Raw genomic sequence first — 19,105 nt, 5'->3', positions numbered from 1 at the left:
GGTGCCCCGGAGGGGTGAGTCGGGTGTTCACACGGGGTGGAGAGCGGAGTGGGTCGGGAGTCAGACGCGGATGACCTGGGGGCCCAGCAGCGAGTAGCGGTGCGCCTCGGAGGCCGGGAGCAGTGTGCTCGTGACGATCGTCTCCAGGGCGCCGATGCCGGCGAACCGGCAGAAGCTGACCGCGCCGAACTTGGTGTGCACACCGGCGAAGACCGTGCGCCGGGAAGCCCTGATCGCCTGGGCCTTGACCTCGCTGACCGCCGGGTCGGGGGTGGTGAGGCCGTGTTCGCGGGAGATGCCGTTGGCGCCGATGAACGCCAGGTCGATGACGAAGCCGGCGAGCATCTTCGTCGTCCAGTGGTCGACGGTCGCGAGTGTGCCGGGGCGGACCCGGCCGCCGAGCAGCAGGACGCTGGTGTTCTCGGCCCCGGCGAGCGCTCCGGCCGTGGCGAGGGAGGCGGTCACGACCGTCAACGGCCGGTCCCTGGGCAGCGCTTCGGCGATGAGCTGCGGGGTGAATCCCTCGTCGACGAAGACGGTCTCGGCGTCCTGGGCCAACTCGGCCGCCGCCGCGGCGATCCGGCGCTTCTCGGGCACATGGCTCGTCGTACGGAAGGCGAGCGTCGTCTCGAAACCCGCGCTCTCCACGGGGTAGGCGCCACCGTGGGTGCGCCGCACCAGCCCGTGGTCCTCCAGGGTGCGCAGATCCCGCCGTACGGTCTCCTTGGCGACGCCCAGTTCGCCGGCGAGCTCGGTGACGTCGACCGAGCCGGTGCGGCGCGCGGCCCGGACGATCTCGCGCTGCCGTTCTTCCGCCGTCATGGCCGTCATCGCCGTCACCCGCTTCCTCGCGCTCCGTCGCGCACTGCCCGTTCGGACCCGGTGGGCCCTTGAGGGAAGTTCTACAGCGGGTGTCTGCCACTGACCAGGCCTGTTACGGGCCCGATGCTGCCCGGCTGTGCCCGTTCGGTGCCGTGGCCGCCCGCGGCGGACCTGGGGTGGAGCGGGTGAGGAAGGAGAGTCGGGCAGGGACCGTGCCCGAACACGGGAGCGGGCGGGCCCGTTCGGTGCCCGCCCGCTCCTGCGCCGGGCGGTTCCGCTGTCCGCCCGCCCCCTGTGCCGGGCGGTTCCGCTGTCCGCCCGGCGTACACCGTTCCGGCCGCGTCAGTACGGCCAGATCGGCGGGTGTGTCGTGAAGTGCCCGCCCAGGTGGGCGTGGTCCGGGTTGCCGGGGTCGAGTTCACCCTGTTCTGCGATGAGCTTCTCGGCGTACGGCTCGGAGTCGTCGCGCGGTTCGTAGCCGAGGGCACGTGCCGTCGAAAGGTCCCACCACAGGCGGGTGTTGGCGGACGAGCCGTAGACGACCGTGTGTCCCACGTCCTTCGCGGTCAGGGCCGCGTGGAAGAGGCGGGCGCCGTCCTCGGGGCTCATCCACACCGAGAGCATGCGCACGCTGGACGGCTCCGCGAAGCAGGACCCGATGCGCACCGAGACGGTCTCCAGGCCGTGCTTGTCCCAGTAGAGCTGGGCCAGGTCCTCGCCGAACGACTTGGAGAGCCCGTAGAAGGTGTCGGGGCGGCGCGGGGTGCCGACCGGGATCAGGGGGTCGTCGCCCTGCGGGCGGGGGGTGAAGCCCACCGCGTGGTTGGAGGAGGCGGAGACGACACGGCGTACGCCCTCTTCGCGCGCCGCCTCGTACAGGTTGTAGGTCCCCTCGATGTTCGCCTTGAGGATCTTGTCGAAGGAGGCTTCCAGGGAGATGCCCGCGAGGTGGATGACCGCGTCGACGCCCCGCACCGCCTCGCGCAGCGCCGCCCGGTCGGCCAGATCCGCCGTGATCGCCTCCGGTTCGCCCTCGACCGGGAGCATGTCGAGCAGGCGCAGTTCGTAGCCGTACTCCGGCAGCAGCCCCCGCATCAGGGTGCCGAGTCCGCCGGCGGCGCCGGTGAGCAGAACGGTGCGGGGAGCGGGCATGCGGGGTCTCCTCCGTGCGGGACGGTGTGGCGGGTGCCGGGGCGGGGCCGGGTGCCGGGACGGTCGGCGGGGGCTCTACCCGTCAGCCGTATGCGTGTATGGCATTCATATCCATGGACACGCTAAGAGGGCTGACGTGCCGCGTCAAGTGTCGCGCGGAGGGGTGGAATCCGCCTTCGTGTTGCGCGTTTGCGTGCTTGACCGGCCCCGAGGTGGCGGCTTAGCGTGGGCGAGTTCAGAGATATGGACGTGGATCAGAAACATGCACTCGGTGGGCACCTTCTTTAGGGAGAGTCCGTGACGTCAGCCCCTCTTGCCGCTCGGCTGAGCATCCCCAGCGGGCCGCTCTTCTTCCCCGTCACCGCGTACGGTCCCGACGGCACCGTCGATCCCGGCGTCTACCGGGAGCATGTGCGGCGTGGCGTCGAGGCCGGCGCGGCGGCGGTCTTCGCCTGCTGCGGCACCGGCGAGTTCCACGCGCTCGTGCCCGAGGAGTTCGAGACCTGTGTACGGGCCGCGGTGGAGGCGGCCGGGGGGTGCGTCCCGGTGATCGCGGGCGCCGGATACGGGACCGCCCTCGCCGTGCGCTACGCGCGCCTCGCGGAGGCCGCCGGGGCCGACGGGCTGCTCGCCATGCCGCCGTATCTCGTGACGGCCGGGCAGGAGGGGCTGCTCCGGCACTACCGGGAGATCGCCGCCGCCACCTCCCTGGACGTCATCGTCTACCAGCGGGACAACGCCGTCTTCACCCCCGCGAGCGTGGTGGAACTCGCCCGCACCGAGGGGATCATCGGTTTCAAGGACGGGCTCGGCGACCTGGACCTGATGCAGCGCATCGTCAGCGCCGTACGGAGCGAGACACCGGGCGACTTCCTCTACTTCAACGGCATGCCCACGGCCGAACTGACCGGGCTCGCCTACCGGGGACTGGGCATCACGCTCTACTCCTCGGCGGTCTTCTGCTTCGCCCCCGAGATCGCGCTGGCCTTCCACCGGGCCCTGAACACCGGGGACGACACGACGGTGAACCGGCTGCTGGACGGCTTCTACCGGCCCTTCGTCGACCTGCGGGCGCAGGGACGAGGCTACGCGGTCGCCCTCGTCAAGGCGGGGGTCCGGCTGCGCGGACTGGACGTCGGAGAGGTCCGGCCCCCGCTGCACGAACCGGCCGAGGACCATGTCAAGCAGCTCGCGCAGCTCATCGAGCGCGGGTACGCGCTCATCGAGGAGGACCTGTGAGGACGTCCGCGTTCCTGTACCCCTGGGACGTCAACGGGGACCCGGAGGCCGCCGCCAGGACGGCCGGGCTCGGCGTCCGCCAGGTCACCCTCGCCTCCGCCTACCACTCCACGCGCGCGCTGACGCCCCGCCATCCCCGGCACCGGATCGTCACGGCCTCGCACGCCGCCGTGCTCCACCCGGTGGACGAGGCGCGATGGCGGGGCCGGGCCCTTCGCCCGTACCCGGCCGGCGACTGGGCGCCCGGTGACGCGTACGGCGAGGCCGCCGCAGCGCTCGCCGGGGCGGGGCTCGACGTGCACACCTGGGTCGTGCTCGCGCACAACTCCCTTATGGGGGAGGAGCATCCGGCGACGTCCGTCGTCAACGCCTATGGGGACCGTTACCCCTGGGCTCCCTGCGTCGCCCAGCCGGCCACCCGGGCCTACCTGGCGAGCCTCGCGGTGGAGGCAGCGGTCCGGCCCGGTGCGGCGGGCACGGAGCTGGAGTCGCTCGGCTGGTACGGGCTCGCCCATCTGCACGCCCACGACAAGACCGGCGGGGTGCCGCTCGGGGACGCCGGGCAGTATCTGATGTCCCTCTGCTTCTGCGCCGTGTGTGCGGACGGGTACGACCGACAGGGCCTCGACGCCGAGGAGTTGGCGTCCTTCGTGCGCGGAGCGCTGGAGCCGGTGTGGCGGGGGGAGCCGTCCGGCGGGGGCTGGGCCGGAGTGGAGAAGCTGCTCGGGGCGGGGACGGCGGCGGCCACCCGTGTGTGGCGCGACGAGGTGGCCCGTTCGCTCCAGGAGGAGACGGTCGCGGCGGTCCGTTCCGCCGCGCCGGCCGGGTTCCAGGTGCTGCTGCACGCCGACCCCGTCTCCTTCCACTGCGGGGCCAATGCCGGGGTGGACCCCGGGCACATCCTGTCCGTGGCCGACGGTGTGGTCGTGCCGTGCACCGGAGGAGCGGGCCTGCTGACGCCGTTCGCGGAAGCGGTGCGGGCGGGCGCGCGGGGGAGGGTCCTGGCCGCCAACTTCACCGTGGTGTCCGGGATGGAGGGCCGGCCGGACGGCTTGGCGGCCGACGCGGCCCGCGCGGCCGAGCTCGGCGCGACGGAACTGCGCCTGTATCACGCGGGGTTGGCTTCGGACGCCGATCTGGAGGCGGTGCGGGGGGCGCTGGCTGGGCTGGCGGCGCTGGACGACTAGAGGGGTCTCGTTCTCCGCGCTCACGCGGGGCTGCACCCACTCGGCTGCACCCACTCGGCTGCACCCACTCCGCCCCCTGCGCCCCGGACGGGGTGAAGGGGGCGAAGGAGAGCAGAGCGGGCCGTGACTTCAGTCCGTCACCGTGCGGGCGGTGATGTCGCCGTGGGCGGTGGTCGCGTGGATGGTCAGGCCGGGAGTTGCGTCGGCGTTCTTGAGCGTGTTGCTGACCCGGCCGAACGTGGTGCCGGCGTCCAGGGCCGCGGAGACGCCGGGGGCGGCGCCGACGGTGATGTTCCCCTTCTGGGTGCTCAGCGTGAGCGTTCCGCGGGCGGCCTCGGTGATCTTCAGGTCGCCCTTCTGGGTGCTGATCTCGGCGGGGCCGTTCAGGCGGCCGACGGTGATGTCGGCGTCGAGGCCGGTCAGGCGGACGCTGTCGGCCTCGTCGAGCTCGACCGAGCGGTGGCCGCCCTCGAAGGTGACCTCGCCGAGCCGTCCCACGCCGCGGAACTCGGCGGCGGCCGCCTTCGCCTCGATCCGGGAGCCGGCCGGAAGCTGCACGGTCACCTCGACGGACCCGGAAGAGCCGATGCTCCGGTTCCTCGCCTCCGGGATCTCGACACGCAGGACGCCGTCGGAGTAGGAGACCTCGGCCTGCTCCGCCGCCTTCACGTCGCGGCCCTTGGAGGCGTCGGCGGGCAGGACCTCGACAGTGGTGTCGGCGCGGTCGGCGGCGATGAACCGGATGCGTCCGGCGGGGATGTCGAGGACGGCCGAGACGGGGGCGGGGGTGTCGAACTTCTGCATGATGCTCTCCATGGTCTGCGTCGCGTGCGTTCCCTGTGTTTCTGACATTGGAAACGCTACGTTGCATTCGAAGATCGGGCAACATGCTTGTTGCGCAATACTGTTGCTATTGCAGGTAGATGCCGAGATTTCATTGCAATGGTTCTGGTTTTAATGCAACGTCTCTCGTTCCATACGTTGCAATGGGCTGAAGGTGAATGCTCCGCGGGTGGCGGGTGGCGGGTGGCGGGTGGCGGGTGGCGGACAAGGGCGGAGGGCGCCCGGAGCGGTCCGGGCGCCCTCGGGGGACTTCGTCAGTTCTTCAGCAGCGCGCAGACGAAATTCTCCTCGACCGCACGCAGCCGCTTCAGCAGCTCGGGCTTGGTCGTCTTGTTCACCTGGGTGGTGAGCGTGAAGGTCAGTGACCGCCGGCCGTCCGGTGTGGCGGCGATCAACTGGGTGTAGCCGGGGAAGTTGCCGGTGTGGCCGAGGACCACTCCGCAGCGGGTGGCGTAGCGGAAGATCGCCTCTCCCGCCTTGTTCACGCCGGGGCCCGCGGGCTCCGAGGCCCCGTCGATCCATCGGCGCTGCTCGCGCAGGGTGGCCTTGGAGATCAGGGCCCCGCCCGCGTACCCGCGGATGAAGCGGGTCAGGTCCGCCGGGGTGGAGATGATCCCGCCCGACGCCCACACGCCCGACGCGCTGAGCGCCTCGCTGACGTCCTCGGGGGGATTCGGCGGCGTGACGTCGTATCCGTGCATGTACGGCTCGGGCATCTCGTAGCCCTGGGGGAGGCTCGTGTCGCGCAGGCCGAGCGGCCGGTAGACGAGGTCCCGCAGCAACTGCTCGTAGGGCCGGCCGGTTGCCGCCTCGGCCATCAGCGCGACCGCGATGTTGTCCGAGTTCGAGTACTGGTACTTCGAGCCCGGCCGGAACAGTAGCGGTTCGTCGGCCACGTAGTCGAGCAGTCGGCGCGAGTCGAAGTGGTGGCGCGGATCGGCGGTGAGGATCTCCAGGAACTCGGGGGACTGCGTGTAGTCGGGCAGCCCGCTGGTGTGGTTCAGGAGCTGGCGCAGCGTCACGGAGCGCCACTGCCGGGGCAGTGACGGGAGCCGGCGGCCGATGGTGTCGTCGAGAGAAAGCGCGCGCCGGTCCACCAGGCGCAGCGCCACGGCACCGCTGAAGGCCTTCGCCGTACTCGCGATCCGCGTGTGGTCGTCCGCCCGGATCGGGCGTTTGCTGTCGAGGTCGGCGACTCCGGCGCGCACGATGCGGGACCCGCCCTCGCGGCGCAGGACGGCGATGACACCGGGCGGGCCGCCGGGGCTGTGCACCAGCTCTTCGAGCTGCTTCCGCAGAGCGCGGTCGTGGTCACGGTCCGCGGAGCCGGAGCCGGCGTCGGCCGGCCCGGACACGGCGCCGGTCAGACAGGCGGCGGCCAGCAGGACGCCGAGGGACGGACGCGGCCGGAGGCGGCGAGGCAGAGGCATGGGTTCTCCCGAGTCGGGGCCGGGCACGCCCCCTCCCGGGTCGGGCGGGGGCCGGGGCACGCCCAGCTTCGGTCCGGGGCGATCGGCTCGCCTGCGCCGCTGCTGCATACGGAGGAGCGGGCAGCCCGGTGTTGGGCCGTCCGGCTGGCCGTGTACGGGGCCCCGGGGCAAGGGCTTGCTCGCCTCCGTCGACGGCCTGCGCTTCGTCGTCCCCGTCCGTACCATCGGCGCAGCGCCGAGCCCCAAGTACTTCGCGAAGAAGAGGGGCATCACCTGGCTGAACGCGATCAACGGCATGCCCCGGGGCGTACGAGGTGGCGCATCGTCACGTCCTACTCATCCGGGTCCCAGGCGCTGAGCTGCTCGAAGAGACGTCGGTCGCCGTCGAGCTTCAGAGAGTTGATCGGGATACGGTCGTACAGGATGAAGACCAGCTCGCTGGCCGTGCCCCGAGCGGACAAGAAGGCGGCGGCCGCGTCCGGGTCCTGGCCGGCGGCGGTGGCCGGCATGGTGCCGGGCCCGGGGAGGCGGGTGGTCCGTGCGCCGTCGGCGGAGAGCCGGAGGCGCCAGGAGCGGCCCTCGGAGGCGTGGAAGTCGATGGCAGCGGGCTTGTGCGGCCAGGCACTTGTCGTTGCGACGCAGGTGGACAGGAACTCGTCGACACCGTCGAGCGCCACCTCGTCCGGCAGCGGCTGCGGAGCACCTACGGTGATCTGGGCGTCGTACGTGTGCACCGCGAACTGCTGGAGCTGGTGCCGAGCTACGGCACCGGAGGTCTGCGGCGACTGCGACGTCCCCCACCACGTCCAGCAACCGCGATCCGGGCCGGCCTTCCGCAACGCGTCCAGCAGTTGCTCCGTGGACTCCGCCAACCAGGCCAGCAGGGCCTCGCGCTCCCGAGGCGCAGCCGGGGCGCCCTCCGCTGCGGACTTGGCCGGAGCGGGCCCTGCGGCGACGGTGGCGGCCCAGTCGCGGCGCCCCTCGCCGATGTGCTGCGCCAGATCGAACAGCGTCCACTCGGGGCAGGTCGGCACCTGTACGTCGAGGCTGGGCGCGGAGGCGACCGCGGCGCGGAAGGCAGTCGACCGTTCGTCGATCAGTCGCAGCAGAACGGGGAACTCGAGTGTCGTTGTCACCCTGAAGCTCTATCACTGCGTTCCGACAATCGGACAGCGATTTTCACAGCCGCCATCGCGGGCGGACCCTCACCACCGCGGAGAAATGATGGAGGACCTCTCCGCCGCCGACCGTGCGTCACACACGGTCATTCTCGTTCCAACCGTGACCAGTAGCCTCTCGCCATGCAGACAGCGCTGATGATCTACGACGGCCCCGCACCGGCCGATTCCGACACCCCGCGTACCGGGGGCGTGCCGCTGGCTCCGGCCGGATTCGCCTGGCCCGTGTGCGGCTGCGGAGGGCCGCTGCAGTTCTTCGCCCATCTCCCCGTCGAGGGCGCTGTCCTGTCGGTGTTCGTGTGCCAGAACGACCCTGGCGCGTGTGAGTTCTGGGACGCGAGCTCCAGCGCGAACAGGGTCTATCTGTTTCCCCGGGAGGAACTGCTACCGGTGGCCGTGCCCGAGGCGGGATTGACGCTGCTGCCCGGCACCTCGGCCATCCGCACCCATGTCGTGACGATCGACCCCGAGGAGGCCGACGACGACGAGGGGATCGAGCCTGACGCGTACGACCTTGCCCGCTCGGGATGGAAGAGGGAACCCGAAGACCGATTCGGGAAGCAGCGCGAAGTGCTCGGGTCGCTCGGAGGCAGTCCCTCCTACCTTGAGGACGACCGCCTGCCCGTGTGCCCCTCCTGCACCGGCACGATGGAGTTCGCGGCACACCTGGAGGAGGGGATAACCCGGGAGACCGCGATGAACCTCGGCGGTCAGCTGGGCTACGTCTTCGTCTGCCGCCCTTGTCGCGAGGGAGCCTTCCTCACGGACTGAGGGCCACCCGCGATGGTTACTGACGGTGACGCTGTCGCCGGTTCGAGACGCCGCAGAGCGCCCCTGGGGCGGAACCGGAGCCCGGTCACCACCTGTCAAAACTTCTGACCCTGGGCCGGGGGCCGATGAGTCCGGTGCGGGAATCCCTGGCCGGGGTACCGATGACTTTCCGGTGCGGGCGGGGTCTACCCCACGGGGACGGCCCCACGGGCTTGCCCCGGAGCTCTCCGTTCACAGGAGTGCCCCGAGGAGCTGGTCCCGCGGGTTTCCCTCGCGGGGGTGCCCCGACGGGCTGGTCCCACGGGCCCTCGCGGGGTGCCCCGACGGGCTCGGCACCGGGTCCCGCTCGGGAGTGCCCCTGCGGGCTCGTCCCACGGTGTCCCCGCACCGGAGATACGACAACGGATTACGACAACGGATACGCGTTCTGAGGAGAATCGGATGACCGGCCAGACCTTCGACTTCGGCCCGCAGGCCCTCGTCGTGGCGCGCCTCGCGGCGGGTGTCACGGACGCACGGCTCGACGGGGTGACCCCCTGTCCGAAGTACGCGGTGCGTAACCTGCTCGGGCATCTGACCGGACTGGCCGTCGCCTTCCGCGACGCCGGGCGCAAGGACCTGGGACCGACGACCGACACCAGCCCGACCGCCGCCGTGCCCGACATCGAGCCGGGCTGGCGCGAGGCCCTGCCGAAGGCGCTCGACGAACTCGCCGACGCCTGGCGGGACCCGGCCGCCTGGACCGGCACGACCCGGGCGGGCGGAGTGACGCTCCCGGCCGGAGTCGCGGCGGCCGTCGCCGCCGACGAACTGGTGGTGCACGGCTGGGACCTCGCGCGGGCCACCGGCCAGGAGTACACGCCCGACGCCACCGCCCTTCAGGTGACGCAGCAGTTCCTCGTGGGCGTGGCCGACGACCCGACCCGCGTCGGAGGCATCTTCGGCCCCGTCGTCCCGGTACCCGACGACGCCCCGCTCCTCGACCGCGTGATCGGCCTCAGCGGCCGTGACCCGGGCTGGAAGCCGTGACGGAGGAGCCATCGACGCAAGCCGCCGTCGGCCGCCATCGCTTCACGGAAGCACACGGTCCGTGAGGGCCTGGATGCGGCCCGAAGCCCGGCACCCCGTCGGGCACCATCCACTCCTCCCCGCTGAAATACCGCTCTCCTGAAGTGTCACGGGCTGCCCGTCGAGCGGGCGGCCCGTACGTGTGTTCCCGGACGTCATCGCGAGAGCGAACATCCGACAGGCCTCGCCCCGGGGGAGGAGTCCGGACCCTCCGGCGCCGCGCGCCGCACATGTCTCCTGAACTTCCTCTGCCGGAAGCGTTGACGAAACACGGTCACGCTCCTACCTTCAACGCGTCGTACTTCGTACGTCATATATGAGACGCGATATGCGAGATCGGGGATCGGCGTCCGCGACCGATGCCCGGCTCCCGCGATCCGAGACGTGAGACCAGAGAGGCGCGCATGACCTCTGTGCCCACCCCGATCCCGTCCCGCACGCAGTTCGTGCTGGAAGGGATCAAACACCGCATCCTCACCGGGCAGTTGACCCCAGGGCAGGCCCTGGTCGAGACCGACCTCGCCGCGCAGTTCGGGGTGTCGAAGACCCCGGTGCGCGAGGCGCTCAAGACCCTGGCCGGCACCGGGCTCGTCGTGATGAACCAGTACAAGGGCGTCACGGTGCGCATGGTGGACGCGGACATGGCGCGCGAGGTGTACGACGTGCGGCTGCTCCTCGAACCCGAGGCTCTGCGGCGGGTGGTGCGCCGGGGGGCCTCCCTCGACGCCGCCCGCGACGCGCTCACCCGTGCCGACGACGCCGCCGACACCGCCGAACGCTCCCTGGCCAACCGGGAGTTCCACCGCGCCCTGTACACGCCCTGCGGAAATCCGCTGCTCGGCCGGATGCTCGACGAGGTGCGCGACCAGGCGGCCCTCGTCTCGGCGGTCGCCTGGGCGTCCGATCCCTCCTGGGAGCGGGAGGCGAACGAGCACCGGGAGATCCTGCGGCTCGCCCTCGACGGTGACGCCGACGGCGCGGCCGTGGCACTGCACGCGCACATCGCCTCGTTCGTGCGACGGGCCTTCCCGCAGGGCCAGGAAGAGGGCGGACAGGAATGACAGCGACGTTCGAGACCCAACGGGCCGCACTCGCCGAGGTCGTGGCGATCCCGGTGACCCCTTTCGCCGAGGACGGCACGATCGACCGTGACACCCACCGGGCCCTGCTGCGCCGGCTGATCGACGGCGGCGTCCGCACCCTCACCCCCAACGGCAACACCGGCGAGTTCTACGCCCTCACCCCCGAAGAGCGCCGCACCATCACCGAGTTGACCATCGAGGAGGCCGGCGACCGCGCGGTCGTCCTCGTCGGCGTCGGGCACGACCTGCCCACCGCCGTCGCCTCCGCACGGCACGCCCGTGCCCTCGGCGCACCGATGGTGATGGTCCATCAGCCCGTGCACCCGTACGTCTCGGAGGGCGGCTGGGTCGACTACCACCGGGCGATCGCCGAGTCCGTGCCGGAGCTGGGCGTCGTGCCGTACATCCGCAATCCGCTGCTCGCGGGTTCGCGGCTCGCCGAACTCGCGGACGCCTGCCCGAACGTCATCGGCGTGAAGTACGCCGTCCCCGACGCGGCGCGCTTCGCGTCCTTCGCGCGGGACGCCGGTCTCGAACGGTTCGTGTGGGTGGCCGGACTCGCCGAGCCGTACGCCCCCTCGTACTTCTCGGCCGGCGCCACCGGGTTCACCTCGGGCCTGGTGAACGTGGCTCCGGCCGTCTCGCTGAACATGATCGAGGCGCTCCGGTCCGGCGACTACCCGGCCGCGATGAAGGTCTGGGAGCGGATCCGCCGCTTCGAGGAACTGCGCGCCGCCGACGCCTCCGCGAACAACGTCACCGTCGTCAAGGAAGCCCTGTCCTCGCTCGGCCTGTGCCGCCGTGACGTGCGCCCGCCGAGCAGACCGCTGCCCGCGAGCGAGCGTTCCGAGGTCGCCGCCATAGCCGCCGGATGGTCCCTGTGAAACGGCCCGAGGAACTCAGAAGCCATCAGTGGTACGGCACCGACGGGCTCCGCTCGTTCAGCCACCGGGCCAGGACCCGGCAGCTCGGCTACCTCCCCGAGGAGCACCTGGGCAAGCCGGTCGTCGCGATCCTCAACACCTGGTCCGACATCAACCCGTGCCATGTGCACCTGCGCGACCGCGCGCAGGCCGTCAAGCGGGGCGTGTGGCAGGCCGGCGGATTCCCGCTCGAATTCCCGGTGTCCACGCTGAGCGAGACGTTCCAGAAGCCGACCCCGATGCTCTACCGCAACCTGCTCGCGATGGAGACCGAGGAACTGCTGCGGTCGTATCCGGTGGACGGGGCCGTGCTGATGGGCGGCTGCGACAAGACCACGCCCGCGCTGCTCATGGGCGCCGCCTCGGTCGACCTGCCGACCGTCTTCGTGCCCGCCGGGCCGATGCTCCCGGGCCACTGGCGCGACGAGGTCCTCGGGTCCGGAACCGACATGTGGAAGTACTGGGACGACAGGCGCGCGGGCCTCATCGGGGACTGCGAGATGACCGAGCTGGAGAGCGGGCTCGCCCGGTCGCCGGGGCACTGCATGACGATGGGCACCGCGTCCACGCTGACAGCGGCCGCGGAGGCGCTCGGCGTCACCGTTCCCGGCGCGTCGAGCATCCCCGCCGTCGACTCGGGACACGACCGGATGGCGGCCGCGGCCGGGCTCAGGATCGTCGAACTCGTCCACAAGGACCGCGTGTTGTCCGACATCCTCACGGCCGAGGCCTTCGAGGACGCGGTGACGACCGTCCTCGGCCTCGGCGGCTCCACCAACGCCGTGATCCATCTGATCGCCATGGCCGGACGGGCCGGGGTCACCCTGACCCTGGACGACTTCGACCGGATCGCCCGGACCGTGCCCGTCCTCGCCGACGTCCGGCCCGGCGGACAGAAGTACCTCATGGAGGACTTCCACTTCGCCGGCGGCCTGCCCGGGTTCCTCTCCCGGATCACCGACCTGCTGCACCTGGACCGGCCCACGGTGTCCCACGACAGCATGCGCGAGCAGCTGGCGACCGCCCGGGTGCACAACGACGACGTCATCCGCACCCGGGAGAACCCGGTCGCGGCCGAGGGCGGGGTGGCCGTCCTGCGCGGCAACCTCTGCCCCGACGGCGCCGTCATCAAGCACATCTCCGCCGAGCCGCACCTGCTCAGGCACACCGGTCCCGCGGTCGTCTTCGACGACTACCGCACCATGCAGCGGACCATCGACGACCCGTCGCTCGGCATCACCGCGGACAGTGTCCTCGTGCTGCGGGGCTCCGGCCCCAAGGGCGGTCCGGGCATGCCCGAGTACGGGATGCTGCCCATCCCCGGCCACCTGCTGAAGCAGGGCGTCCGGGACATGGTGCGGATCTCCGACGCCCGGATGAGCGGCACGAGTTACGGCGCGTGCGTGCTGCACGTGGCGCCCGAGTCGTACGTCGGCGGCCCGCTCGCCCTCGTACGGAGCGGGGACCCGATCACCCTCGACGTCGAGGCACGGTCACTCCGGCTCCACGTGGACGACGCGGAGCTGGAGCGCAGGCGGGCCGCGTGGACCCCGCCGCCCGCCCGGTACGAGCGAGGCTACGGCGCGCTCTACAACGACCAGATCACCCAGGCCGACACCGGCTGCGACTTCGCGTTCCTGGCCCGCCCGGGCAAGGTGCCGGACCCGTACGCGGGCTGAGACCCCCCACGACCGCACGTGGACGTGCCCGACCCATGGCGTCGTAGCAAGCGCTTCCTGTACCCGCTGTACCTGCCCCACTGCGAACGGAGAACAGTCATGGCCCAAGCCGCAGCCGTGGCGAAACCGCCCGCGCCACCCCGGCGGCGCCGTGCCTCAGCGACCCCGCGCAGGCTTCCGTATCTGCTGATCGCCCCGGCGGCGCTGCTGATGCTGGGCTTCATCGCCTACCCCGTCATCAGCGTCTTCTACTACAGCCTGCAGAACTACAACCCGACCAAGCCGTGGCGCAACGGCTACGCGGGCTTCGGCAACTTCGTGCACGCCTTCACCGACGACCCCCAGTTCTGGGACACGCTGACCTTCAGCGCGAAGTGGGTCGTCGTCGAGGTGGGCCTCCAGCTGCTGTTCGGCCTGGCGCTCGCGCTGATCGTCAACCAGACCTTCGTCGGCCGGGCCGCCGGACGCGCCCTGGTCTTCTCGCCCTGGGCCGTCTCCGGGGTGCTGACCTCCGCGATCTGGGTGCTGCTCTACAACTCCCAGACGGGCATCACCCGTTACCTCGCCGACGCGGGCATGGGCTCGTACGGGACGAGCTGGCTCTCGGACACCTCCACCGTCTTCCCGGCGGCCGTGGTCGCGGACCTGTGGCGCGGGGTGCCCTTCTTCGCGATCCTGATCCTCGCCGACCTCCAGTCCGTCTCCAAGGACCTGTACGAGGCCGCCGAGGTCGACGGAGCGAGCCGCGTCCGGCAGTTCCTGCACATCACGCTGCCGCACCTCAAGGACGCGATCATCCTCTCCACCCTGCTGCGCGCGGTGTGGGAGTTCAACAACGTCGACCTGCTCTACACCCTCACCGGCGGCGGCCCCGCGGGCGAGACGACGACCCTTCCGCTCTACATCGCCAACACCAGTGTCGACGCGCACAACTTCGGTTACGCCTCGGCCCTCACCACGGTCGCGTTCGTGATTCTGCTGTTCTGCTCGATCGTCTATCTGCGGCTGAGCAAGTTCGGAGGCGGGGACAAGTGATCACCAAGGACGCCGGGACGATCGCCCCGGCCGTACCCGCCCCGCCCAGGGAGGAACCCCGCCCGCGCGCGGGGAGGAAGCGGCGCGCCTGGGACGAGGCCCCGCGCTGGCAGATCTACGTCCCCCTGGGCGTCTATCTGCTCTTCACCCTGATCCCCTTCTACTGGATCCTGCTCTTCGCGCTGCGCCCGGCCGGGTCGACCTCCCTCGTGCCCTGGCCCATGACCTTCGAGCACTTCGACAAGGTGTGGACCGAGCGCAGTTTCGGGACCTACTTCCAGAACAGCGTGATCATCGCCGTCTCCACCCTGGTGATGACCACGCTCGTCGCCCTCGCCGGCGGCTACGCCCTCGCCCGCTTCGACTTCAGGATCAAGCGCGGCTTCATGCTCGCGCTGCTCTGCTCGCAGTTCGTGCCGGGCGCCCTGCTCCTGGTCCCGCTCTTCCAGATCTTCGCCGAGCTCCGGATGATCAACTCGCTGGTCAGTGTCGTCATCGCCGAGACGGTCTTCCAGCTTCCGCTGTCGATGATCCTCATCAGCGGGTTCATCAGGAACGTGCCGTACACCCTGGAGGAGGCCGCCTGGGTCGACGGCTGCAACCGCTTCGACGCCTTCCGGATCGTCGTCCTCCCGCTGCTGCGGCCCGGGCTGATCGCCGTCGGCTCCTTCGCCTTCGTCCACGCCTGGAACCACTTCCTGTTCGCCCTGATGTTCCTCAGCGACCAGAGCAAGCAGACCATCCCGGTCGGCCTCAACACCCTGCTGAGCTCCGACAGCGTCGACCTCGGCGCGCTCGCGGCGGGCGGCATCGTCGCCGCCGTCCCCGTGGTCGTCGTCTTCGCCTTCATCCAGAAATGGCTGATCACCGGATTCAGCGCCGGGGCGGTGAAGGGATGACCGCCACCTCGCGCCGGAGCGGCGACCCGCACCCGGACAGCCGGCCGTCCGCGTCCGGCGTCCAGGCGACGACGGGCCCCGGGCTCCCGCGGCCGGCCGGTTCCGCCCGGGCGGGCACGACGGCCCGGCTCCCGCTGCCCGTCGTCCTCGCGGGTGCACGGGGCCACGGCCGCTGGCACCTGGACAACATCGGCCGGCTCCAGGACAAGGGCCTGGTACGCCTCGCCGGGATCTGCGAGCTGACCCCGCTCACCGAGGAGGAGCTGGGCGGGCGAAGCGTCGAGCAGTCCGCCGACTTCGGTGCCCTCCTCGACTCCACCGGCGCCGCCGTCGCGGTGATCTGCACCCCCATCCCCACCCACACCGACCTCGCGCTGACCGCCGCGCGCAGGGGCGTCCACCTGCTCCTGGAGAAGCCGCCCGCGCCGTCCTACGCCGAGTTCCGGCGGATGGCCGACGGAGTCGCGGCGGCCGGAGTGGTCTGCCAGATCGGCTTCCAGTCGCTCGGCTCGCACGCCGTGCCGGCGATCAGGAAGCTGATCACCGAGGGCGCCATCGGCCGGGTGACCGGAATCGGCGGGGCGGGCGCCTGGGTCCGCGACGAGGCGTACTTCCGGCGCGCGCCCTGGGCGGGCAGACGCCGCCTCGACGGCGCCGACGTCGTCGACGGGGTCCTGACGAACCCGCTGGCCCACGCCGTCGCCACGGCCCTCGCCCTGGACGGCTCGACCCGCGCCGAGGACGTCACCGGCATCCGGACCGAACTGCTGCGGGCCAACGACATCGAGTCCGACGACACCTCGTGCGTGCGGGTGACGACCACCGGGGGCCGGATCACCGTCGCCGCCACGCTCTGCGCCGAACGCCCCGGCGAGCCGTACGTCCTGGTGCACGGCACGGGCGGCCGGATCACCTTCTGGTACAAGCAGGACCGGGTGCTCGTGCAGCGGTCCGGACACGGCCCCGAGGAGATCGAGTACGGCCGCACCGACCTGCTGGAGAACCTGGCCGGGCATCTGTCGGGCGGCGCCCCACTGCTGGTCCCGCCCGAGTCGACGGGCGCCTTCATGAAGGTCGTCGAGGCGATCCGGCAGGCCCCCGACCCGGTCGCGCTGCCCCCGGACGCCTGGGAGACGGTCCCCGGCGAACAGCGCCGCGTCGTGCCCGGCGTCGACGGATTCGTCGCGGCCGCCGCCGACACCCTCGCCCTCTACTCCGAGCTGGGCGCCTCCTGGGCGCTCCCGAAAGAGGTGAGCACCCCATGAACGACGACACGCAGCTCCTGCGGATCGCGGGCCGCCCCGTCGCCCGCTACGTCACCCGGCCCGCACTCCCCGCCCGGCTCTCCCCGCGCCCGTATCTGCACCCCGTCACCACCCTGGCCGGCACCGCCGTCACCGAGCTCAGCCCGGCCGACCACACCCACCACCTCGGCGTCGGTGTCGCCGTACCCGACGTCGAGGGGCACAACTTCTGGGGCGGGCGCACCTACGTCCGCGACCAGGGACCGACCGAGCTCGACAACCACGGCGCCCAGCGGCACGCCGGCTTCCAGCTGCGCGACCCGGACGGCTTCGTGGAGGAGCTGCGCTGGATGGCCGCGGGCACCGAACTGCTGCGGGAGCGCCGTACGGTCGCGGCCGTCGCCCTCACCGACACCGCCTGGGCGCTGGACTTCACCTTCTCCCTCACGAACGTCACCGCGCGCGGCCTGTCGATCGGCAGCCCCGCCACCAACGGACGGCCGGGCGCGGCCTACGGAGGCTTCTTCTGGCGGGCCCGCAAGGAACAGGACGCCCCGCGCGTGTTCACCGCCGACGCCGAGGGCGAGGAGGCCGTGCACGCGCGCCCCGCCGACTGGCTCGCCCTCGCGGGCGCCGGCTGGACGCTCGTCCTCGCCGGGGCGACCGGCGCGACCCGCCGTGACCCGTGGTTCGTCCGCACCGCCGAGTACCCGGGCGTCGGCTCCTCCCTGGCCCATGACGAGCGGCTGGCCGTCGAGGCGGGGGAGACGCTCGTACGCCGGGTCGTCACCGTCGTCGCCGACGGCACCCTCGACCGGAGCGGGGCCGCCGCGCTGGTCCGCAAGGCGGTGAGCCCCTGATGGCCCTGCCCTCCGCCGACCTCGGTGACGGCACCTACCGCAACCCCGTCCTCGACGCCGACTGGTCCGACCCCGATCTGCTGCGCGTCGGCGACGACTTCTACCTCACCGCCTCCAGCTTCGGCCGCGCCCCCGGCCTGCCGCTGCTGCACTCCCGGGACCTGGTGAACTGGACCCTCGTCGGGCACGCTCTCCAACGCCTGGAGCCCGCGCGCGAGTTCAGGAATCCCAGGCCCGACTGCGGGGTGTGGGCCCCCGCGTTGCGTCACCACGACGACCGTTTCTGGATCTTCTGGGGCGACCCCGACCACGGCATCTTCCAGGTCAACGCCCCTCAGATCAGGGGCCCTTGGACCCGGCCGCAGCTGGTGAAGGAGGGCAAGGGGCTCATCGACCCCTGCCCGCTGTGGGACGAGGAGAGTGGCGAGGCGTATCTCGTGCACGCCTGGGCCAGGTCCCGTTCGGGAGTGAAGAACCGGCTCACCGGGCACCGGATGCGTCCCGACGGCACAGGGCTGATCGACGAGGGCAAGGTGATCGTCGACGCCGACCTGATTCCCGGCTGGTTCACCCTCGAAGGGCCCAAGGCCTACCGTCACGACGGCTGGTTCTGGATCTTCGCGCCCGCCGGGGGAGTCGAGACCGGCTGGCAGGGTGCCTTCCGTTCGCGCGGCTTCTTCGGACCCTACGAGGAACGGGTGGTGCTGGAACAGGGGGACACCCGGGTCAACGGCCCGCACCAGGGCGGCTGGGTGCGCACGGCGGCGGGCGAGGACTGGTTCGCGCACTTCCAGCAGCGCGGACCCTACGGGCGGGTGGTCCACCTCCAGCCGATGCGCTGGGGCGAGGACGGCTGGCCGGTGCTCGGCGACCGGGGCGCCCCCGTGGCCGTCCACCGCAAGCCGGACCTGCCGGCCCAGCCGCCGTCCGCACCCGCCACCGACGACGACTTCCCGGGCGGCCGCTTCGGGCGCCAGTGGCAGTGGACCGCCAACCCCCAGGACGGCTGGGCCACCCAGCACTCCGGCGACGGACTCCGGCTGACCTGTGTCCGTACGGCGGACGCCCACGACCTGCGCCGGCTGCCCCATGTCCTCACCCAGCGGATACCGGGCGCGGCCGCCACCGTCCAGGTCGACCTGTGCCTCGACAGCGAGGAGCCCGGGGCGCGGGCCGGGATCGCGGTGCTCGGGGACGCGTTCGGCTGGATCGGCCTCCGGCGCGAGCCGGACGGATCGGTGCGGCTCGTGCACCGGTTCGCCGAGACCGCGGCCGTCGGGGCACCCGCCGTGCGCTCGGGGCCGTGCGAGGGCGAGCGCGACGCCGCTCCGGCACGCCCGGCGCCCGAGGGCCGGGCCCGGCTGTGGATCGAGATCGGCGCGGGGGCCCGCTGCCGCTTCTCCTACGACGTCGGTGGCGGCCGGCAGCCCTCCGGGCAGGCCTTCGCCGCCACGCCCTGGCGCTGGGTCGGCGCCCTGCTCGGCCTGTTCGCGCTCGCGCCGTCCGGCGCGGGCCACGCGGGGGCCGCCACGTTCACGCGTTTCCGAGTCGTCCCGACCCCCTGAGGGTCTTCGTCAGCCGTCGTCCGTCGTTCGTCCGCCTTGGGAGCCGCAATGAAGCAGCACCTCCGTAGCAAGCGCTTGCCGGATGGGGAGGGAAGGGCGCGTCCCTTCCGGAAGCAGCCGGGCGCCGA

Annotated in this window: 17 protein-coding genes and 1 pseudogene; 13 read left to right on the top strand and 5 right to left on the bottom strand. The window is 71.8% G+C overall.

The genetic code is table 11. The features are described from left to right. Nucleotides 1-60: 60 nt before the first annotated feature. Entirely contained in the window at nt 61-831 is a 771-nt protein-coding gene (locus tag OG410_RS11180; RefSeq protein ID WP_329298981.1) for a DeoR/GlpR family DNA-binding transcription regulator, read from the bottom strand. A 333-nt stretch (nt 832-1,164) separates the two neighbouring features. Beyond that, nucleotides 1,165-1,974 (bottom strand): NAD-dependent epimerase/dehydratase family protein, encoded by an 810-nt coding sequence (locus OG410_RS11175; RefSeq protein ID WP_329298980.1) that lies wholly within the window; start codon nt 1,972-1,974, stop codon nt 1,165-1,167. A gap of 297 nt (nt 1,975-2,271) precedes the next feature. On the opposite strand from OG410_RS11175, the gene OG410_RS11170 reads away from it, so the two are divergent. Together OG410_RS11170 and OG410_RS11165 are read left to right on the top strand one after the other, a co-directional pair. Next, nucleotides 2,272-3,213 carry a 5-dehydro-4-deoxyglucarate dehydratase gene (locus OG410_RS11170; RefSeq protein WP_329298979.1) on the top strand — a complete coding sequence of 314 codons (942 nt, stop codon included), beginning with the start codon at nt 2,272-2,274 and terminating at the stop codon, nt 3,211-3,213. Further along, nucleotides 3,210-4,400, top strand: coding sequence for a hypothetical protein (locus tag OG410_RS11165; RefSeq protein WP_329298978.1), 1,191 nt, complete (start codon nt 3,210-3,212; stop codon nt 4,398-4,400). Before OG410_RS11170 ends, OG410_RS11165 begins: the two co-directional genes overlap by 4 nt. 129 nt (nt 4,401-4,529) lie before the next feature. Here the strand turns inward: OG410_RS11165 and OG410_RS11160 are convergent, their stop codons facing one another. Further along, nucleotides 4,530-5,204, bottom strand: coding sequence for a DUF4097 family beta strand repeat-containing protein (locus OG410_RS11160; protein WP_329298977.1), 675 nt, complete (start codon nt 5,202-5,204; stop codon nt 4,530-4,532). A gap of 293 nt (nt 5,205-5,497) precedes the next feature. Next, nucleotides 5,498-6,673 carry a serine hydrolase domain-containing protein gene (locus tag OG410_RS11155; RefSeq protein WP_329298976.1) on the bottom strand — a complete coding sequence of 392 codons (1,176 nt, stop codon included), beginning with the start codon at nt 6,671-6,673 and terminating at the stop codon, nt 5,498-5,500. A 139-nt stretch (nt 6,674-6,812) separates the two neighbouring features. On the opposite strand from OG410_RS11155, the pseudogene OG410_RS11150 reads away from it, so the two are divergent. Beyond that, nucleotides 6,813-6,989: pseudogene (locus tag OG410_RS11150) on the top strand (Tn3 family transposase); the annotation flags it as partial. 16 nt (nt 6,990-7,005) lie between these two features. Here the strand turns inward: OG410_RS11150 and OG410_RS11145 are convergent. Further along, entirely contained in the window at nt 7,006-7,809 is an 804-nt protein-coding gene (locus tag OG410_RS11145; RefSeq protein ID WP_329298975.1) for a maleylpyruvate isomerase N-terminal domain-containing protein, read from the bottom strand. Between the two features lie 165 nt (nt 7,810-7,974). Between OG410_RS11145 and OG410_RS11140 the strand changes: the two genes are divergently transcribed. From OG410_RS11140 to OG410_RS11095, 10 genes are all read left to right on the top strand, one after another. Next, on the top strand, nt 7,975-8,622 hold the full coding sequence (locus OG410_RS11140; RefSeq protein WP_329298974.1) for a hypothetical protein: 648 nt from the start codon (nt 7,975-7,977) through the stop codon (nt 8,620-8,622). 441 nt (nt 8,623-9,063) lie between these two features. Beyond that, nucleotides 9,064-9,651, top strand: coding sequence for a TIGR03086 family metal-binding protein (locus tag OG410_RS11135; protein WP_329298973.1), 588 nt, complete (start codon nt 9,064-9,066; stop codon nt 9,649-9,651). Nucleotides 9,652-10,094: 443 nt separating this feature from the next. Further along, nucleotides 10,095-10,751, top strand: coding sequence for a GntR family transcriptional regulator (locus OG410_RS11130; protein WP_328453815.1), 657 nt, complete (start codon nt 10,095-10,097; stop codon nt 10,749-10,751). Next, nucleotides 10,748-11,656 carry a dihydrodipicolinate synthase family protein gene (locus OG410_RS11125; protein ID WP_326788509.1) on the top strand — a complete coding sequence of 303 codons (909 nt, stop codon included), beginning with the start codon at nt 10,748-10,750 and terminating at the stop codon, nt 11,654-11,656. Before OG410_RS11130 ends, OG410_RS11125 begins: the two co-directional genes overlap by 4 nt. Next, nucleotides 11,644-13,374 carry an L-arabinonate dehydratase gene (gene araD / locus OG410_RS11120; protein WP_329298972.1) on the top strand — a complete coding sequence of 577 codons (1,731 nt, stop codon included), beginning with the start codon at nt 11,644-11,646 and terminating at the stop codon, nt 13,372-13,374. The genes OG410_RS11125 and araD overlap by 13 nt, the downstream gene beginning before the upstream one ends. A gap of 99 nt (nt 13,375-13,473) precedes the next feature. Beyond that, nucleotides 13,474-14,409: a carbohydrate ABC transporter permease gene (locus OG410_RS11115; RefSeq protein WP_329298971.1), complete on the top strand. Its 936-nt coding sequence runs from the start codon at nt 13,474-13,476 to the stop codon at nt 14,407-14,409. Further along, nucleotides 14,406-15,308 (top strand): carbohydrate ABC transporter permease, encoded by a 903-nt coding sequence (locus OG410_RS11110; protein ID WP_443063735.1) that lies wholly within the window; start codon nt 14,406-14,408, stop codon nt 15,306-15,308. Before OG410_RS11115 ends, OG410_RS11110 begins: the two co-directional genes overlap by 4 nt. Further along, complete coding sequence (locus OG410_RS11105; RefSeq protein ID WP_329298970.1) at nt 15,305-16,573, top strand: Gfo/Idh/MocA family protein; 1,269 nt, start codon at nt 15,305-15,307, stop codon at nt 16,571-16,573. Before OG410_RS11110 ends, OG410_RS11105 begins: the two co-directional genes overlap by 4 nt. Next, complete coding sequence (locus OG410_RS11100; protein ID WP_329298969.1) at nt 16,570-17,412, top strand: PmoA family protein; 843 nt, start codon at nt 16,570-16,572, stop codon at nt 17,410-17,412. The genes OG410_RS11105 and OG410_RS11100 overlap by 4 nt, the downstream gene beginning before the upstream one ends. Continuing rightward, nucleotides 17,412-18,977 carry a glycoside hydrolase family 43 protein gene (locus OG410_RS11095; protein WP_329298968.1) on the top strand — a complete coding sequence of 522 codons (1,566 nt, stop codon included), beginning with the start codon at nt 17,412-17,414 and terminating at the stop codon, nt 18,975-18,977. The genes OG410_RS11100 and OG410_RS11095 overlap by 1 nt, the downstream gene beginning before the upstream one ends. The last annotated feature ends 128 nt before the right edge of the window (nt 18,978-19,105 follow it).

The sequence above is a fragment of the Streptomyces sp. NBC_00659 genome, assembly GCF_036226925.1.
GTDB lineage: Bacteria > Actinomycetota > Actinomycetes > Streptomycetales > Streptomycetaceae > Streptomyces.
This window is presented reverse-complemented; position numbering and strand designations above follow the sequence as displayed.

Excerpts from the sequence above, each read along its gene's own strand:
- OG410_RS11130 (WP_328453815.1), top strand. The coding sequence starts at position 10,095 with ATGACCTCTGTGCCCACCCCGATCCCGTCCCGCACGCAGTTCGTGCTG.
- araD (WP_329298972.1), top strand. The coding sequence starts at position 11,644 with ATGGTCCCTGTGAAACGGCCCGAGGAACTCAGAAGCCATCAGTGGTAC.
- OG410_RS11125 (WP_326788509.1), top strand. The coding sequence starts at position 10,748 with ATGACAGCGACGTTCGAGACCCAACGGGCCGCACTCGCCGAGGTCGTG.
- OG410_RS11100 (WP_329298969.1), top strand. The coding sequence starts at position 16,570 with ATGAACGACGACACGCAGCTCCTGCGGATCGCGGGCCGCCCCGTCGCC.
- OG410_RS11135 (WP_329298973.1), top strand. The coding sequence starts at position 9,064 with ATGACCGGCCAGACCTTCGACTTCGGCCCGCAGGCCCTCGTCGTGGCG.
- OG410_RS11160 (WP_329298977.1), bottom strand. The coding sequence starts at position 5,204 with ATGCAGAAGTTCGACACCCCCGCCCCCGTCTCGGCCGTCCTCGACATC.
- OG410_RS11105 (WP_329298970.1), top strand. The coding sequence starts at position 15,305 with ATGACCGCCACCTCGCGCCGGAGCGGCGACCCGCACCCGGACAGCCGG.
- OG410_RS11115 (WP_329298971.1), top strand. The coding sequence starts at position 13,474 with ATGGCCCAAGCCGCAGCCGTGGCGAAACCGCCCGCGCCACCCCGGCGG.
- OG410_RS11095 (WP_329298968.1), top strand. The coding sequence starts at position 17,412 with ATGGCCCTGCCCTCCGCCGACCTCGGTGACGGCACCTACCGCAACCCC.
- OG410_RS11140 (WP_329298974.1), top strand. The coding sequence starts at position 7,975 with ATGCAGACAGCGCTGATGATCTACGACGGCCCCGCACCGGCCGATTCC.
- OG410_RS11175 (WP_329298980.1), bottom strand. The coding sequence starts at position 1,974 with ATGCCCGCTCCCCGCACCGTTCTGCTCACCGGCGCCGCCGGCGGACTC.
- OG410_RS11155 (WP_329298976.1), bottom strand. The coding sequence starts at position 6,673 with ATGCCTCTGCCTCGCCGCCTCCGGCCGCGTCCGTCCCTCGGCGTCCTG.
- OG410_RS11180 (WP_329298981.1), bottom strand. The coding sequence starts at position 831 with ATGACGGCCATGACGGCGGAAGAACGGCAGCGCGAGATCGTCCGGGCC.